At 69.7% G+C, this 16,688-nt stretch carries 16 protein-coding genes and 1 pseudogene; 11 read left to right on the top strand and 6 right to left on the bottom strand.

Annotated elements, in window-relative coordinates:
* Positions 1-13 precede the first annotated feature (13 nt).
* Together ACZ4N4_RS28295 and ACZ4N4_RS28290 are read left to right on the top strand one after the other, a co-directional pair.
* A complete protein-coding gene (locus tag ACZ4N4_RS28295) occupies positions 14-868 on the top strand; it encodes a carbohydrate ABC transporter permease (protein WP_467593754.1) in 855 nt (284 codons plus the stop codon).
* The gene (locus tag ACZ4N4_RS28290) at positions 865-2,256 is read left to right on the top strand and encodes a glycoside hydrolase family 32 protein (protein WP_467593751.1); all 1,392 of its coding nucleotides are present in this window, start codon (positions 865-867) and stop codon (positions 2,254-2,256) included. The genes ACZ4N4_RS28295 and ACZ4N4_RS28290 overlap by 4 nt, the downstream gene beginning before the upstream one ends.
* Here ACZ4N4_RS28290 and ACZ4N4_RS28285 read toward each other — a convergent pair.
* Positions 2,219-3,283 carry a LacI family DNA-binding transcriptional regulator gene (locus tag ACZ4N4_RS28285; protein ID WP_453578994.1) on the bottom strand — a complete coding sequence of 355 codons (1,065 nt, stop codon included), beginning with the start codon at positions 3,281-3,283 and terminating at the stop codon, positions 2,219-2,221. The genes ACZ4N4_RS28290 and ACZ4N4_RS28285 overlap by 38 nt on opposite strands.
* 252 nt (positions 3,284-3,535) lie before the next feature.
* Here ACZ4N4_RS28285 and ACZ4N4_RS28280 point away from each other — a divergent pair, with 252 nt between their 5' ends.
* Both ACZ4N4_RS28280 and ACZ4N4_RS28275 read left to right on the top strand, forming a co-directional pair.
* The gene (locus ACZ4N4_RS28280) at positions 3,536-3,913 is read left to right on the top strand and encodes a hypothetical protein (RefSeq protein ID WP_467593748.1); all 378 of its coding nucleotides are present in this window, start codon (positions 3,536-3,538) and stop codon (positions 3,911-3,913) included.
* 492 nt (positions 3,914-4,405) lie between these two features.
* Positions 4,406-4,615, top strand: a complete 210-nt coding sequence (locus tag ACZ4N4_RS28275; RefSeq protein WP_467594382.1) for a hypothetical protein — start codon at positions 4,406-4,408, stop codon at positions 4,613-4,615.
* A 141-nt stretch (positions 4,616-4,756) separates the two neighbouring features.
* Here the strand turns inward: ACZ4N4_RS28275 and ACZ4N4_RS28270 are convergent.
* The 4 genes and pseudogenes from ACZ4N4_RS28270 to ACZ4N4_RS28255 all read right to left on the bottom strand — a co-directional run bounded on the left by ACZ4N4_RS28270 (position 4,757) and on the right by ACZ4N4_RS28255 (position 7,385).
* A pseudogene (locus ACZ4N4_RS28270) lies at positions 4,757-5,292 on the bottom strand (2'-5' RNA ligase family protein).
* A gap of 58 nt (positions 5,293-5,350) precedes the next feature.
* Positions 5,351-5,986, bottom strand: coding sequence for a hypothetical protein (locus tag ACZ4N4_RS28265; RefSeq protein WP_467593742.1), 636 nt, complete (start codon positions 5,984-5,986; stop codon positions 5,351-5,353).
* A gap of 197 nt (positions 5,987-6,183) precedes the next feature.
* A complete protein-coding gene (locus ACZ4N4_RS28260) occupies positions 6,184-6,345 on the bottom strand; it encodes a hypothetical protein (RefSeq protein ID WP_467593737.1) in 162 nt (53 codons plus the stop codon).
* Positions 6,346-6,491: 146 nt separating this feature from the next.
* Entirely contained in the window at positions 6,492-7,385 is an 894-nt protein-coding gene (locus tag ACZ4N4_RS28255; protein WP_467593732.1) for a helix-turn-helix transcriptional regulator, read from the bottom strand.
* A gap of 234 nt (positions 7,386-7,619) precedes the next feature.
* On the opposite strand from ACZ4N4_RS28255, the gene ACZ4N4_RS28250 reads away from it, so the two are divergent.
* The 5 genes from ACZ4N4_RS28250 (at position 7,620) to ACZ4N4_RS28230 (ending at position 10,963) form a co-directional block, all read left to right on the top strand.
* On the top strand, positions 7,620-8,636 hold the full coding sequence (locus ACZ4N4_RS28250; RefSeq protein WP_467593727.1) for a zinc-dependent alcohol dehydrogenase family protein: 1,017 nt from the start codon (positions 7,620-7,622) through the stop codon (positions 8,634-8,636).
* Between the two features lie 66 nt (positions 8,637-8,702).
* The gene (locus ACZ4N4_RS28245; protein ID WP_467593722.1) at positions 8,703-9,227 is read left to right on the top strand and encodes a Rossmann-fold NAD(P)-binding domain-containing protein; all 525 of its coding nucleotides are present in this window, start codon (positions 8,703-8,705) and stop codon (positions 9,225-9,227) included.
* Positions 9,228-9,352: 125 nt separating this feature from the next.
* Positions 9,353-9,673, top strand: coding sequence for a carboxymuconolactone decarboxylase family protein (locus ACZ4N4_RS28240; protein WP_467593717.1), 321 nt, complete (start codon positions 9,353-9,355; stop codon positions 9,671-9,673).
* A 48-nt stretch (positions 9,674-9,721) separates the two neighbouring features.
* Positions 9,722-10,135, top strand: coding sequence for a (R)-mandelonitrile lyase (locus ACZ4N4_RS28235; RefSeq protein WP_467593713.1), 414 nt, complete (start codon positions 9,722-9,724; stop codon positions 10,133-10,135).
* A 510-nt stretch (positions 10,136-10,645) separates the two neighbouring features.
* Complete coding sequence (locus ACZ4N4_RS28230) at positions 10,646-10,963, top strand: ANTAR domain-containing protein (RefSeq protein WP_467593709.1); 318 nt, start codon at positions 10,646-10,648, stop codon at positions 10,961-10,963.
* Positions 10,964-11,416: 453 nt separating this feature from the next.
* Here ACZ4N4_RS28230 and ACZ4N4_RS28225 read toward each other — a convergent pair whose 3' ends face one another.
* On the bottom strand, positions 11,417-12,007 hold the full coding sequence (locus tag ACZ4N4_RS28225; RefSeq protein ID WP_467593702.1) for a TetR/AcrR family transcriptional regulator: 591 nt from the start codon (positions 12,005-12,007) through the stop codon (positions 11,417-11,419).
* Between the two features lie 196 nt (positions 12,008-12,203).
* Here ACZ4N4_RS28225 and ACZ4N4_RS28220 point away from each other — a divergent pair, with 196 nt between their 5' ends.
* Entirely contained in the window at positions 12,204-13,364 is a 1,161-nt protein-coding gene (locus tag ACZ4N4_RS28220) for an FAD-dependent oxidoreductase (RefSeq protein ID WP_467593698.1), read from the top strand.
* A gap of 347 nt (positions 13,365-13,711) precedes the next feature.
* Positions 13,712-16,546, top strand: coding sequence for a TIGR03767 family metallophosphoesterase (locus tag ACZ4N4_RS28215; protein WP_467593695.1), 2,835 nt, complete (start codon positions 13,712-13,714; stop codon positions 16,544-16,546).
* The last annotated feature ends 142 nt before the right edge of the window (positions 16,547-16,688 follow it).

The raw sequence follows: 16,688 nt of genomic DNA, 5'->3' as shown, positions 1-16,688 counted from the left end.
GCCGGTGAACCGCATGAGCCAAGCAACCCCGACCCTGAGCCGCGCACGTCACGCACTCGCCCCCTGGGCCCGGATCGCGGCGCTGACCGTGTGCGCCCTGCTGACGCTGGGCCCCGTCATCTGGACCGTCGCCACCTCACTGCGCACACCGGCCCAGTCCTTCGACCTGCCCCCGCGGATCATCCCGACGCACCCGACGACCGCGGCCTACCGCGGGGTCTTCCAGCAGATCGACGTGTGGCTGCTCGCCCTGAACTCCACGCTGGTGACGGCACTGATCGCCGTCGGCCAGATGATCACGGCTGGCCTGGCCGGATACGCCTTCGCACGACTGGAGTTCCGACTCAAGAAGCCGCTCTTCGGCCTGGTCCTGGCGACCATGATGGTGCCGTTGCAGGTCACCATCGTGCCGGTTTTCCTGGTGCTGAAGTCGATGGGCCTCACCGACACGCTCCTCGGCCTGATCATCCCGGCCTTCCCGACGGCCTTCGGCACGTTCCTGATGCGCCAGTACTTCCTCGGTATGCCGAAGGACCTGGGCGAGGCGGCCATGCTGGACGGCGCGGGGCCCTGGCGGATCTTCCGCTCGGTGTACGCGCCGCTGGCCGCACCCGGCCTGGCGATCGTCGGCGTGCTGGCCTTCAACTACCACTGGAACGAGTTCTTCCGCCCGCTGATCCTGGAGACCTCCGGCCAGAACTACACGCTTCCGCTGGGGCTGGTCTCCCTGCAGGGCAACCTCGGCACCGGGTCGATCTCGGTGGTCCTGGCCGGGGTCGTGCTCTCCATGCTCCCCGCCCTCGCCGTGTTCGTCGTCGGCCAGCGCCCTCTGCGCGAGGGCATCACCTCGGCAGGAGTCAACCGTTGAGCAATGACCCCAACGCGCCGCGTTTCAGGGTCCGTCCGCCCGTCGGCTGGATCAACGACCCCAATGGGCCGTTCCGTTGGCGGGACCGCTACCACCTCTTCTACCAGCACAACCCCGACGCGCCGGTGCACGCGAACGTCCACTGGGGTCATGCCTCCAGCGCCGACCTCGCGTACTGGGAGTACCACCCGATCGCGCTCACGCCGACGTCCGGCGGCCCCGACGAGGCCGGCTGCTGGTCGGGCTGCGTGACCGACGACGCCGGCACACCGACCGCCGTGTACACGGGCGTCGACCGTGCCCACGCCGGACTCGGCACCATCTGCCTGGCGCGGGCGGCGGACCCGGACGACGAGCGGCTGACCGAGTGGAAGCCGCTGCCGACGCCGGTGGTGGCAGGGCCGCCGCCGGGACTGGACGTGGTGATGTTCCGCGACCCGTTCGTCTTCCGCCACGCGGACAGACGCTGGGCCCTCGTCGGGGCCGGGCACGCCGACGGCACGCCGTCGGTCCTGCTGTACGACTGCGACGACCTGACCGACTGGCGGTTCGCCGGTGTGCTGCTGGACGGCAAGGACCCGGTGGCCACTGGCGTGTTCGGCGACAAGTCGGTGGGCTGGGAGTGCCCGCACCTGTACCGGACGGCAGGCGGCGAGCACGTGCTCCTGGTGTCCCTGTGGGACGGAGACCCCTGCTCAACCGGATACCTGACCGGCCCTCTGCAGGCCGATGGCCGAGGCGCGTTGAGGTTCGAGCCGCGCGCCGGCGGCCGGCTCGACCAGGGGCGGGACTTCTACGCTCCCGCCGTGCTCCAGGAGCCGGACCGCGCACTGCTGTGGGGCTGGTCGTGGGAGGCCCGACCGCAAGAGGAGACGCACCGGGCCGGATGGGCAGGCGTACTCACCGCGCCACGGGTCGTCGACATCCACCCCGACGGTTCACTGCGGGTGAGTCCGGCCCCGGAACTCGACCTGCTGCGCCCGGCCGAGCCGTTCGTCACCGCGCCGGGCCGGGTCCCGCTTCCCCACACGTACGACCTGACGGTCACCGCATGCGAACCGACCACGGTAAGCCTGCTCCGGGACGCGGCGGGCCGGGAGCTGACCGTCCGGGCGGACCCTGCCGCGGGAACCGTCGTCCTCCACCGCAGCGCCTGGCCCCGGACCGGCAGGGAAGGCTCCGCCCCGATCACCGTGCACGTGCCGAAGGGGCCGGAACTCTCGCTCCGGCTGCTCGTCGACGGCTCGCTCCTCGAACTCTTCGTCGCGGAACGGGCCATGGTCACCGAGCGCGTCTACCGGCGCCCCGGCGACATCGCCGAGCTGGTCGTCGACGGGCCGGGTGCCCGGGTCACCGGGTGGGCGCCGGACCCACGGAGGCGCGGCTGACCACGGGGCAGGCCAGGCGCCGGACGGTCGCGGGCGGCGTACGGCCGGCTTCGATGGCGTCCAGGAGCAGCCGGGCCGCCGCCTCGCCCATAGCCCGGTGCGGCAGCGCGACCGAGGTGAGCGGCGGGGTGAGGAACGCGGCCATGTGCTCCTGGTCGTCGTAACCGACCACGGACAGATCGGCGGGCACGTCGATCCCGAGCCGGGTCGCGGCGTGCAGGACACCCGCCGCGACCCGGTCGTTGTAACACAGGACGCCAGTGGGGCGACGGCCCGGCTCGACGCCGTCGAGCAGGCGCAGCGCCCCCGCGTATCCTGCGGAGATCTCCCCGCCGCCGCGCACGATCCACTCCCCGGGCACGGTGACGCCCTCGGCGCGCAGCGCGTCCCGGAAGCCGCGGGTACGTTCCACCGAGGCGATGTCGTCCAGACCGCCGATCACGGCGAGCCGGCGGTGGCCCGCACCGAGCAGCAGCCGGGCCGCGGTACGGCCACCGGCGCGCTCGGCAGGGACCACCGCGGGCAGGGAGTCGTCCTCGGGCAGGCAGTTGGCCAGCACGGATTGGGTGCGGTGCAGGCCCTCTGGGACGCGTACCCGGCGCAGTGACATGGCCGCGTAGATGATGCCGTCCACGCGCCGGTCGAGCAGTTCCGCGACGGCCGCGTCCTCCTTGGCCGGGTCACCGCCGGAGTCGACGGTGAGGACGAGATGGTCGCTGTCCCAGGCGGTTTCCATGGCGCCGCGCAGCAGCCGACCGGCGAACGGCGAGGACGCGATCTCATCGGTGACCAGCCCGATCACCGCCGTACGGCGACGGCGCAGACCGCGGGCCACCGGGTCGGGGCGGTAGCCCAGCCGGGCCGCGGCCTGCCGGATGCGTTCCTGGGTTGCGGGCGAGAGGTTGCCCTCGGCTCGGCCGTTGAACACGAAGGACACCGCGGTGTGCGACACGCCGGCGAGCCGGGCGACGTCCCGTGACGTCGGGCGCCCGGTGCCCGTGCTCCTGCTCTCCTCGGCACCGCCCACGCCGTCCGCCGCCCTCACCCAGCCCGTCCCTGTCGATCACCGTCCACCCTATCCGCGGGGAGCGCCACGGCACACGGGAGATCCTCAGGGTGCCGCGGCGTGGGCGTCCGATGTGATCACCGGATTCCCGGGACGGCAGGTCCGCTTCGGACTGGGCGTAAGCACGTCATCCGCCGGCGATGTCGGCCGACCGGCCCGGCGGAGGGTGGCGCGGGCCGGACCGCGTAAGCCGCTCACGACGACGGGGCTGTGGTGGCGGACCTGACCGGGGCCCTCGCTGAAGGTGACGTCCCTGGTCCGGCGGACGGTGTTCTCGATGACCCGGTGCGCGCGTGCCCGGGCCGCGATCTTCTTCGCGGGGGCCTGCTCGGCGCGCAGACCGGTGACGGCGTGGGCGGTCTCGGCCTGCCGCCCCTTCTCGCCGATGCGGCGGCGCTTGCGGCGGATGCGCACCACCTCGCGGGCATGCAGGAAGCGCAGTCTGCTGACGGTGACGATCTCGACTTCGCGGATCTCTTCTCCGCCCTCCCGCGTTCGCGGGAACAGTCCAGAACGGAGACAGGACTCCAGCGCAGCGGGCTCAACTGCCTTGCCAGGGACGGCTGGTTGCTCTTCTCCGCCAACAGGTAGCACGCGCGAGCCGGAGCGGCGAAGGTGGCGGCCGACGGCGCGGCATGATCTTCTTCATGCCTGGCCGACGAACCGGGGCCCATGAGGAATCGCCGTCGCAAGGGGGATGTCACACCGCCAGCACGTCCATGCTCGCGGCGGGGGCGGACGCGATGTCCTCGGCCGTGTGTCGAGGGCGCGGTGCAGTCCTCCGGGGGAAGTCCCAGCAGCCGGGCCGCCAGGAGGTGGGCGTCGGGTGCGGGTGTGAGGTGCCGTACGTCCTCACGGGCGACGACACAGCGGACGAGGCCGCTCCGGCCGCCTATCGACAGGCTGGCTCGGACGATACGGGGTCTTCGAAGCCGAGTGGTGTGGTGGTGCTGAGAGCCTGACCTGCTTTCACTCCGCGTGGGCGCCCACTTCTCAACCTGACCCAGACGATGGCTTCAAGCAGGTGGTGACTACACTCGGCGACGCCGTGGTCGCGGGCTCGCAGAGTAGAGGGACACGAAGATGCAGAATCCGTTCAGGGATGGCGGTCCGCTCGACATCGCCATGGGACTGCTCGCTCTGCTGTTGTCGATCGCCCTCCTGTGGAAGGGCATACAGATGGCCCAGAACGGGGACTCGTGGTGGTGGCCGCTGACTGCAGGCGTGATGGTCGTCCTCAGTCTGCATGGCCAGTACCGGCGCCTCCGGGCGAAACGCCAGAGCAGTCCGTAGGCGCCGATCCACTGCTCTGCGCGGCGATCGGGGACCGGCTCACCTTCGGCGGCAACATCATCGAGACCGGCACCGACTCTTAACGCCTCGCGCACGCCGAAGCCCAGCAGGACAGCGGCTGACCGGCGATCGGCAGCGGCGTCAACCGAGTGCGAACGACGCCCGTTGCCGCCACCGCAATCCGTCATGGACCATGAGATCAACCGCCGATACGCGGGCGGTGACAGAAAGCCTGCCGCGAAGGTCGGACTCGGCCTCCTCCAGGACGGCATCGTCTTGCCCCTGGGCGATCGTCAGATGCGGGACCACGTCGTCGAACTGCCCACCGAACGGCGGGGCCTTGGGCCATCGTGCGCAACCGCCTCCGTGAGCTGGCGGAAGGATGCGTCCGGCTCAGGGGAGAGGTACAGAATCCCCGAGAACCGCCCGCAGTCCCCGAACCGGGCCTCGAAGGGCCTCTGACGCCCGATCACCTCACCGATGGCAGCACAGGTGGCGCTGTCGATGCGGCTCTCTTCGAGGAACGGGAAGAGCACGGTGTCGTGAGCCGGGACACCTGCACGAGCCGAGGGATCCAGCCGGTCACGCCATGCGCGAACAGCAGGTTCCGCCTCAGGAACCCTCACGATCAGTCCCGACTGCCCTGCCTGAAAATCGCTGGAATCGTCACCCGCCATCGGACATGTCCATCAGCGGGCCGAGAGGACAGCGACCGACTATCGCCGCGAGCAGTCGTCAGGCGGATCCCTGCGGGATCTGCTCGTCGTGAATCGCCGGTTCGGATGCTTCGGCCGATTGGGGAGTGGTGTAGAAGACGGACCTGCCCTGCACCGTGCGCTGGGCCTGGCTCTTGGCCACAAGCCCTTCGAGCGTGGTGCGTACGACCGTTGTCTTGATGGCGCGCTCGGGGTGCTGCTGTGTCAGGGCGGTGGTGATTTCGGCGGCAGAGCGGGGTTCACTCTGGCCTGCCAGGTGTTCGTGCACGAGCTCGACGAGCGTGGATGAGGCCGAGGATACGGCGGGTTCCTGGGCGGACTTCTTCTCGCTGATCCGCTTGCGGGCGGTGGCGACGGGTTTCCTGGCCTTCTTCTGCTTGGGCGCGTCCGATGTACCGGCCGTCTTTTTACGGGGAGCGGGCACTGCTGCGACGGGCTGGGCCGCGGGCGCGTCGTGTGCTGCTGGGACGCCGAGGGCCTGCTGGATGTTCACCAGGACGGTGTGGTCGTTTCGCAGGGCAGCCAACTGGGCCTGGAGTGCTTCGATTTCACTGCTGAGGCGGTCTTGTTCCTTGAGGTTGTGTTCGAGGTCGCCGGCCACCTGTGCGCTGTACTGGGAGGTCAACTCGGTGGCGCGTGGTGTGGTGTCGGTCATGATGCTTGCACCCTTTCTTGACGCTGCGGCTGAACAGTAGTGGGCTCGCGGTGTGCGCATTCGCCCGCAGGTGCTCGTCCGCCTGCTGTTGTGTGCAGGAGCAGTCACTGTCGCACAGTGTGCCGTAGCGAGAGTACGGAAACACCTGTGTCGGTCTCCGGGAGAGAGTCGCTCGAGCGGGTGTTCGTCGTCAGGACCTACTCCTCGGGCTTGATCAACATCTGAGCCGTCAGCACGAAGCAGAGAACACGGTGCACCGCCGAGCCCGGGCACGAGTGGAACACGCCCTGTCCCGGGTTGAAGCAGGTGAGTTCCGCACGACGGCGCAGCTCAAGCGGGTAAGGGGAAGGACGTGCCATGACTCGATCCTCGCAAACGATCGAGTCCCTACCGAACCCGGAACGGTTCAGGGAATCGGTCTCCAGTCTTCAAGGCCGCCAGTTGGGCTGGCTGGCTGGGCCGGGCCATCCTCCCGCCGGAACGGGCGCGAAGCGCCGTTGTGAAGTCACGTCTCCTGGGGGCGGCGGGCGGGAGTCAGGGCTTCCTGTGTGGCGGCCCACGAGGCGAGCAGACGCAGGCCCTCTTCGGAGGGTGAGCCGGGTTCGGCGGTGTAGATGGTGAGGGTGAGGCCCGGTTCGGCCGCCATCTCCAGGCCCTCGAAGGCGAGGGTGAGGTCACCGACGGCATGATGGTGGAAGCTCTTGGAGCCGGTGCCGTGGTGGCGGACGTTGTGGGCGCCCCAGCGGGTGCGGAAGTCGTCGCTGCGGGTGGACAGTTCGCCGACGAGGTCGTGGAGGTCCTTGTCGTGGGGGTTGCGGCCGGCCTCGGTGCGCAGGATGGCGACGGTGACGTCGGCGGCGAGGTCCCAGTTGGGGTAGAAGGAGCGGGAAACGGGGTCGAGGAAGGCGAAGCGGCCGAGGTTTGCCTGGTTGTGGGCGTTTGCGTAGACGTCGCTGTAGAAGGCGAGGGCGAGCGTGTTGGCGGCGAGGATGTCCATCCGGCCGTTGCGGACGAACGCGGGGCCGGCCGTGATGGCGTCGAGCGTCCACTGCAGGCTGCGGTGCGGGGTCCACTGCCGAGCGGGGCGTCGGCGCCGGGGGCGGGTGAGGGTGTCAGAGCCGTCGGCGGCCTGGGCCAGGTGGAGGAGGTGGGCCCGTTCGGCGTCGTCGAGCCGGAGGGCGCGGGCGACGGCTTCGAGGACGGCGGGGGAGACGCCTGCGAGGTTGCCGCGTTCCAGCTTGGCGTAGTACTCCACGCTCATGTCAGCAAGAGCTGCGACCTCGCTGCGGCGCAGGCCGGGGACGCGGCGCCGGCTCCCTGAGGGCAGTCCGGCTTGCTCGGGGGTGATCTTGGCTCGCCGCGAGGTGAGGAACTCGCGGACCTCGTGCTGGTTGTCCACCCTTCGACCGTACGTGCAGCGAGCCATGAGAGGGATGCACTGCCAGTACACCCATCGACGGTGACTGGCTGGCCGCCGTGAAGGGCGGTTCCCTGGAGGACGTGGTGCTCTTCCCTGGCTGTACGCCGGAGGGAGGAGACCGCCCGACCCTGGTGCGCGATGCCTCGCGGCCCGGGGCCGGTCGCACGCGGACCGCCGCAGCGGTCCGACCACACGTACGAAAAGGAACCCCTCATGCGCGGCGCAGTGATCCACGCCCCCGGTGATGTCCGCTTCGAGACGCTGGACGACCCGAAGATCCTCCACCCCACCGACGCCATCATCCGTACGGCCGTCACCTGCGTGTGCGGCTCCGACCTGTGGCCCTGGCGCGGCCTGGAGCCGATCGGCGACGCCCATCCGATGGGCCACGAGTACGTCGGTCTCGTCGAGGAGGTCGGATCCAAGGTCACGTCCCTGAAGCCGGGCCAGTTCGTCGTCGGCTCGTTCGCGACCTCGGACAACACCTGTGCCAACTGCCGTAACGGCTTCCAGTCCAACTGCCTGCATCGCGAGTTCATGAGCACCTGCCAGGCCGACTACGTGCGCATCCCCAACGCCCAGGGCACCCTGGTCGCCACCGAACAGGTACCGTCCGAGGACCTGTGGCCCGGTCTGCTGGCCGTCTCGGACGTCATGGGCACCGGCTGGTGGGCCGCCGACGCCGCCGAGGTTAAGTCCGGCTCGACCGCCGTGGTCGTCGGCGACGGCGCGGTCGGCCTGTGCGCGGTCATCGCGGCCAAGGAGATGGGCGCGGAGCGGATCATCGCGATGAGCCGCCACGAGTCCCGGCAGAAGCTGGCCCGGAAGTTCGGCGCCACCGATATCGTCACCGAGCGCGGTGACGAGGGCATCGCCCGGATCAAGGACCTGACCGGCGGAATCGGAGCCGACAGCGTCCTGGAGTGCGTAGGCACCGCCCAGGCCATGCGGCAGGCCCTTCACTCGGCACGGCCCGGCGGCAACGTCGGCTTCGTCGGCGTCCCCCACGAGGTCGCGATCGACGGCCAGGAACTGTTCTTCTCCCACGTCGGCCTTCGCGGCGGCCCCGCACCCGTGCGCCGCTACCTGCCCGACCTCATCGAACGTGTCGTGACCGGCCGGATCGACCCGGGCGAGGTCTTCGACCTCACCCTTCCCCTGGGCCAGGTCGCAGAGGGCTACAAGGCGATGGACGAGCGGCGCGCCATCAAGGCACTCCTCAAGCCTTGACCCCCTACGTTCCCGTCCGGCCGGGGCCGGACGCTCGGCCCCGGCCCGCACGAGTTGGACCCCCGCGTGACCACGTACGCCCTCGTCGATGCCGGCCTGGGCCCCGGTCTGACCACCGCCGGGCACTTCCGCACCGCCGGCCACAGTTTCGCCCCTATCGCCCGCAGCGCCGAACACCGCCCGGTGCCGCGCGCCGACTTCATGAGACCGGTCCTCGAGACCACCGTCGACGACCTGGAGGAACCGCTCGCCTTCTCCGTGAAGGCCCCGGTGACCTGCGTGAACGCGGTCCCGCAAGGCATGCGTGCCCTGGGGCGCGGCACCCTGCTCTTCGTCAACGGCGGCAACGCGGTGCGCCCGCACCCCGAGCGGGCCGGCACCTCGATCGCGTTCGCCGCCGAAAGAACCTATGCCCGCATGCTCCACGATGCGCCTGCCGCGGAGAACATCCACGCCGCGCAACTGGTCATCCCTGGCGTGATCCGGCCCGACGCCGAGCACAGCAGCCCCCACGTACTGGCCGGGCGCCTGTACGCCCTGCACACCGAGCGGGACGGCCTTCGCGACTACGCCAAGCCGATGCCCGGGTGACGGGAAGGCGATGGACATGTCTCCGGCGCCTCGTCCGGGCGTGCGACTTGGGCCGGCCCTGCCGGCGATCGCGGCGCTGTGGGGCTGCCGGCCCTGACCCCCTATTCGCAACATGGAGTGAAAACATGCCCAAGCAGTACGCGCCCATTGAGCTGCAGGCGATTGCCCCCAAGCTCGTCGAGGTCACCAACGAGGTGCTTTTCGGTGACGTATGGGAACGTCCCGGCCTCTCACCGCGCGACCGCAGCCTGGTGACCGTCAGCGCCCTTGCCGCGCTCTACCGGAGCGAGCAGCTGCTCTATCACCTGGGCGTGGCGCTGGAGAACGGCCTGACTGTCGAAGAGCTCTCCGAGGCCATCACCCACCTGGCCTTCTACGCCGGCTGGCCCAACGCCATGACCGCGATCAACCATCTCAAGAAGCTCACCGAAGAGCGCGGCGCCTGACACCCGCTCACCTCTTCCCCCGCAGTCGCACAGCAAGGGACACCTTCCGTGGAAATTGTCACGCACACCCCGACCGCCAAGGCCCCCGCCGAGCGCTTCACCGGCGATGTGTACCTGAACATGATCGAGACCCCCGCCGAGCCGGCCCGATTGGCGACCGCCTTGGTCCGCTTCACTCCCGGTGCCCGTACCAACTGGCACTCCCACGCCAACGGCCAGACTCTCTTCATCATCGACGGCGTCGGCCTCGTCGGCACCCGTGACGGCGACGTCGTATGCGTCAGCGCCGGCCAGACCGTCAAGTGCCCGCCCGGTGAGGAGCACTGGCACGGCGGCACCGACACCACCCTCATGGCTCACATCGCCATGGTCGTCGGCGATGCCGACGGCGACGGCACCACCTGGATGGAACCGGTGACCGACGAGCAGTACGCCGCGGCGCTCGCCACCCTCACTCGCTGAGGGCGAGCAGGAGGACGGAGCTCCGAACCGGTCTGCCCGGGCTCGTTGTGCGGGTGCGGACGACGAACAAGAAGGTTGTGAACCAGTGGCCGTGCGCGGCAGCAACGCCGCGCGCTGAGGTGCCACATCGACGCCGCCCTCGCCCGAGGCCTGGGGGGATCACGAGGCCGTCAACTGGCCCGCCACGGCGAGTTCCGGCAGGGCCGGCCCGTGCGGCGGCTGATGCTGGTAGCCATTGCCTACGCCTCACCCGGCCTCGCCTGCCGCATCGCGATCTGCCGCGCGGCCTGCCGGCTGCTGCGCGGCCTGCGTGGGGCGTGCCCCGTCGCGGGCGGTCCGGTGCAGTGGCGAGGGTCACTGCGTGCTGCCGGGCGTGGCTTGATGACCTGCGGGTTACGGGGTAAATAGTTGTCGTCCTGCATGTATTTGCCCTGGCGGTGGCGGCTGTCCGGGTAGGGAAGAATCCCCGGAGTTGTGATCACGATGGAGTACTCGGGAAACCGGCGTCCCGTGCCCAGCGACGTGCCAGGTGTGGTCCGGCCGGCGGACCTCGCCAGGCAGTTGGCTCAGCTGCAGCAGGAGATCGGCCAGCTGCAAGAAGCGATGACGTCGCACGCAGTCGTGGACCAGGCCATTGGTGTGGTCATTTCCGTGGGTAAACTCTCCCCCGAGCAGGGGTTCGAGGTGCTGCGGATGGTCGCCCAGCACACCAACATCAAGCTTCGGAAAGTCGCCGCGCTGATCGTGAACTGGCCGGGCGGCGGACTACTGCCCGATGCACTCCACCAGGCCCTGGAACAAGCTTTGACCGACGTACGCTCCCCCTGACCCGCGCGGCTGCCACCCCGCACATCCTTGGTCCGGCATTCCAAGCAGCACACACAGGCTGCAGGACGCCGGCGTGTCGGTCCGCAACCGGCCGGTCACGGAGTGCGGCGTACGCTCCGCGTGCGGAGGACGTCTGGAACGTGATGTGCCCTCGCAAGGAACAAGTGTGCCGACGGCACGGGTGGGACGTTCATCAGCCGGTGGTGCGGCACGCCGGTCAGACAGTAGATGTCGTCGATGAACCGGTCGAGCGGCGGAGCGGGCACCCGGCCGACGTAGTCCATGAACTGAGTGTGGCGGCAGCGGCGTTCAGTGCGCGAGGACGGCCCCCTCATGTACCTCGGTGACACGGTCGGGGTGTTTGGGTGCGTAGCGGGCGGCGATCATGCCCGTTGAGGGAGTGCCCGGCCTGGACGACGGGCCGGTGATCGGTTACCCGGTCGAGTACCGCGGTCAGGTGTCGTGGCTGCGGGGCGGCTGCCAGCCGTTGGTGAGGATGTCGAAGACTTCCTCGACGGCCGCTCTGTGGTCCTTCTGGCGTTGGGCCAGGGCGGGGACCTCCAGGACGAATCGGGCCAGGGTGGCGCAGGCGAGGTTGCCGTGATCCACGCCGTACTCGTCGGCAATGGCCGCGCTGAGGGTGTCGGTGTGCCGGGTCCACATGCGCTCGGCGTAGGCGCGTAGCGCCGGGGTGGTGTTGACCAGGCGTGTGAACTCCGCTCGCTGAGGGTGTGCGGCGATCGGCAGCCAGGTGGCGAGGACGTGCTCGCGCAGGGCGACGAGGACGCTCTGACCTGCGGGCCGATCTCGCACGGCCGCGGCCAGGCGGGCGTCTGTGCTCTCTTCCTGGTCGAACACGAGGGCTTCTTTGCCGGTGAAGTGCTTGAACACCGTGGCAGTCGACACATCCGCGGTTTCGGCGATGTCTTTGATGCTCACGTGGTCATAGCCGTGCTCCAGGAAGAGTCGGAGTGCGGCGTCGGCGATCGCCTGCCGGGTGGCGGCCTTCTTGCGCTCTCGGCGGCTGACAACGGGCTCGGTCATGCCGTGATCCTATCCGAAGGTGCCACCCGAATAAGAGTTGTCACATTCTACTTTTCTGCGTACTCTACTTTTAGAAGCTGACGAGTAGACGCCGCCCCGCAGCTTCTCGGGCCGCGCGGACGAGACACCGCGGCCCGACCGCGGCAACGCGCACTCCGGACGCGACGCCCAGCCATCCGCAGCGAAGGACGAACCCATGACTTCTCCTCACCCCACTCGCGCCCGCATCAGCATCATCGGAGCCGGACCCGGCGGGCTGACCTGCGCCCGCGTCCTTCAGCGGCACGGCATCGCGGTCACCGTCTACGACCGCGACGTCGGCCCCGACGCACGCAACCAGGGCGGCACCCTGGACCTGCACGCCGACAACGGCCAGATCGCCCTGCGTGAAGCCGGCCTGCTCGACGAGTTCTTCGAGCTGGCCCGCCCCGAAGGGCAGGAGATGCGACAGATGGACCTGACAGGCGTGATCACCTCCCACCGGATCCCCGGGCCCGACGAGCTGTTCAAGCCGGAAATCGACCGCGGCCGGCTGCGCGACCTGCTGCTCGGCTCCCTCCACCCCGGCACGGTGCGCTGGGGCCACGGCCTCGACCGCGTCGGCGGACCCGCCCAGGGGCCGCGCCTGCTGCACTTCGCCGACGGCACCACCGCCGAGTCCGATCTGGTCATCGGGGCCGACGGCGCCTTCTCCCGTGTGCGACCGGCTCTTTCGCCGGCCGTCCCCGAATACACCGGGGTCAGCTTCCTGGAAGCGTGGTTCTCCGACGTCGAAGCACATCACCCCGACATCGCCGAACTGGTCGGTCAGGGCGGCGCGCACGCCGCGGACGGCGAGCGCGGCATCTTCGCCCAGCGCAACGGCAACGACCACATCCGCGTCTACCTGATCCAGCGCGTCCCGGCAGACTGGATCGCCGGGGGCGGCCTGACGCCCCGGGACACCGGTGCCATCCGCGCCTGGCTCCTGGAGCACTACGCCCACTGGTCACCCCGCATGAAGCAGCTGATCACCGACAACGACGGCCCCTACGTGGACCGTCCGATCTTCGCCCTGCCCGTGCCGCACACCTGGGAGCAGAACCCGACGGTGACCCTGCTCGGGGACGCCGCCCACCTCATGCCGCCGTTGGGGGTCGGCGTCAACCTCGCCATGCTCGACGCGAGCGACCTCGCCCTGTCCCTGGCGAACGCGTCGACAGTCGAAGACGCCCTCCACGCCTACGAGAAGACCATGCTGCCCCGCTCCGCCGAGACGGCCCGAGCCCTCGAGGGCGGCGCTGAGCACCTGTTGGCCACCGAGCTCCCCGACTTCGGTGACGGCGACCCCAGCACTGAGCCCAAAGCGGCCGACTGAACCGGCCAGGTCGGGGATGGCTGGGGCCGGCCTCTGGCACGCTGCGCGACGTGGCCCCTGTCCGCACTCGGGGGTGCCCCTTTGGGTGCGAGTGGAGCGCGGACCACTAGGCGGACGGGCTGCACAAGGCGTCGTCGGTGTGGTCCTGCCCGAGGGCCGGCGAGGCGGGGTGTGCGGGTCGGTGCCGATGGGGCCGAGAGCTGCGACATCGGCGTAGGCATCGACGTCGGGTGACGCCTCCCGCGCCGGACCGTGCCCGTGGAACGAGGTGGAACGGAATGGAACGCCGTAAGGGGAGACGAGGTTGGACCTTTTCTGGGAGACATGGCGTGGGTATCTCGCGAAGAATGCTATTGACGACGACCGGAGTGGGCGTGGTGGCGGCAGCTATCGACGCGGGTGGTTTCCGCGCTGCCGCCGAAGCGGCGACCTCGGTCGCAACCGGCAAGGCGGCGGCCGCCTCCCCGTCGGACGTGCAGGTGGTCACCACGTGGGACCAGACGGTGCAGCGGGCGAGTTACGCCCAGGGTGCGGGGTACCAGCGGCTCGTCGCGGGGCCGGGGGAGCCGCACACCATCCGCACCGACCTCTGGTCCCGCTTCGGCCCTCCGACGATGGCGCTGGCGGCGTTCGCGCAGATGACCGACCTGCACATCGTGGACGACCAGTCGCCGGCGCGCCTCGAGTTCATGGACCGCTACGCGGACGCCGGCGCCCCGCACTACGGTTCGTACCCCACCGATTCGGCCTATCGGGGTCACGAGTTCCTCTCGACCCAGGTCGTCGACGCGATGTGCCAGGCCATCGCCGGGATCGGCAAAGGCCCGCGGAGCAAGAAGCCGCTGCAGTTCACCATCGTCACCGGCGACGCGATCGACAACTGCCAGCACAACGAGAACCGCTGGTACATCGACCTGCTCGACGGCGGCCGGACCATCGTCCCGGACTCCGGCCGGATCGGCCTGGACCAGAGCTTCTCCAGCGGCGCCCTGACCAGCGGTGGCACCGCGGACAACCACTACTACTACCCGTCGGTGCCCCCGGAGCAGGTGCCGGGCAACCAGTACACCGGCACGTCAGGGCTCGGATTTCCCTATGTTCCGGGCCTGCTGGACGCGAGCGGAGTGGTGGGCGCGGCCCGCCGGCCGTTCGTCTCCCACGGCCTGGGCATGCCCTGGTACGCGGCGTACGGCAACCACGACGGACTGTGGCAGGGCAACGAGCCCATCGACAACAACCTCGTCGATGTGCAGGGCATGACGGTCGGCTCGTCCAAGACCACCGGCACCTCCGCCGACCTGCCCGACAACTACAGCGACCTCGGCACCTTCGGCAAGCTGATGGTCGCCTGGGACCTGGAGGGGACCCGGGTCGCCGCGGACCCCGACAGACGGCTGCTCACCCGCAAGGCGTTCATCGAGGACCACTTCAACACAGCCGGCCTGCCGGTCGGGCACGGATTCCAGGGCGTCGGGACCGACAAGGCCTACTACGCGATCCCGTCCGGTTCCAGCGACCTGATCCGCTACATCACCCTGGACTCCACCAACACCAACACCGACGGGTTCGGCTCCGGGGCCGCGGGCGGGTCCATCGACACCGACCAGCTCAACTGGCTGGAACAGCAGCTCAGGGCCAACAGCTCGCGCTACATCGACACCAGCAACCGCATCGTCACGCAGAGCGGTGTGCAGGACAAGATGTACGTCCTGTTCTGCCACCACACGCTCAACACCATGGACAACCTCGACGACGGCATCTTCGGCGGCATCTTCGGGGACCGGCACACCGGGGACGAACTCAAGTCGCTGCTGCTGCGCTACCCGAACGTGATCGCCATGGTCAACGGGCACACCCACGCCAACAAGATCGTCCCGCATCCGACGCCGGCCTCCAGCCCGATCTCCGGTGGCTTCTGGGAGATCTCCACGGCCTCGCACATCGACTGGCCGATCCAGAGCCGCATCATCGAGATCATGGCGAGCCCCGACGCGCAGAACGCGGGCGAGTTCGGCTCCTCCGCCGGGCCCGCCACCCTTTCGATCTTCACCACCATGGTCGACCCCGCCGCGCCCCTCTCCTTCGGCGGTGACACCAGCACCCCCGCGCAACTCGCCTCCCTGGCGCGGGAGCTGGCCACCAACGATCCCCAGGAGGTGAGCCACGGCATCACCAACCGCATGGGCGTCAACCAGGACCGCAACACACAGCTGCTGCTGCCGGCCCCCTTCCCGCTGCACGCTCCGCACCCGCTCGGTTCCCCGGTCGCCGTGGCCCGCAACAAGGACGGGAGGCTGGAGCTGTTCGGCACGGACGCGCAGGGCAATCTGTGGAACACCAGCCAGCAGACCGCCGGCGGTGGCCTGCAGGCCTGGACGAAGCTCGCCAGTGGTCCCGGATGGCAGTCCGTCACCGCCGGCACCCACCAGGACGGCCGGGTCGCGGTGTTCGCCATTGACCAGAACGGCTACGTGACCCGTCGCACGCAGACCAGCGCGGGCAGCAGCACCTACACGGCGCCCGAGCAGTTCGACTCCGGCTTCACCTCGGCGACCGCGGTCCAGGACCAGTGGGGCGGCATGCAGGTCTACGCGACCCGCAGCGACAACACCATCCGCCACCGCTGGCAGGACTTCCTGAACGACGACACCGCCTCGAACGGGTGGTTCACCCCCTGGACCCAGCTCGGCGGCACCGCGATCGAGCTTGGCGTCGAGACCGGCGCCGACGGCCGCGCCGTGCTGGTCGCCATCAAGGAGGACGGCCTCCTCATCCAGCGCAAGATGAACGTCCCCAACGCGCAGACGGAGAGCGAGTGGGGCGGGGTGCTGCCCGTCGACGGCATCCTCGACTCCATCGACATGGCCCGCAACCTCGACGGACGCCTGGCGATCTTCGGCACCAACCCCGACGGGATGCTCTGGCGCCGTTTCGAGACCGCCCCCGCCGCCGGCACCTGGCAGTCCTGGGCCCAGATATCGACCCAGTACGGCGGCACCACGCTGCGAATGCGCCACGTCGCCGCCGAGCGTAACGGGGCCGGGAAGATCGAACTGTTCGCTGTCGACGCCACGGGCACGCTGTACCACTGCACACAGACCGACCCCGGTAGCACCACCTGGTCGGCCTGGGAGTCCTGCTCGCTCCAGCTGCGCGCCACTCACACCTTCGGCGGCCTGTGACGGGTCCGGCGACAACTGACCCGTCCCGCTCCTCCGCCCGAACGCAGGTGCCGGCTCCACCCCCGAGCGGCGGGACCGGCACCTGCGCGGGTTTCCGCCTCCCCGCAACCCACCCGTCACGGGCCCCCTCGGGACTCCACCG

It is taken from the genome of Streptomyces sp. NPDC026538 (assembly GCF_055567535.1).
Note: the sequence above shows the minus strand (reverse complement) of the source record. Positions and strands in the feature narration are given on the sequence as shown.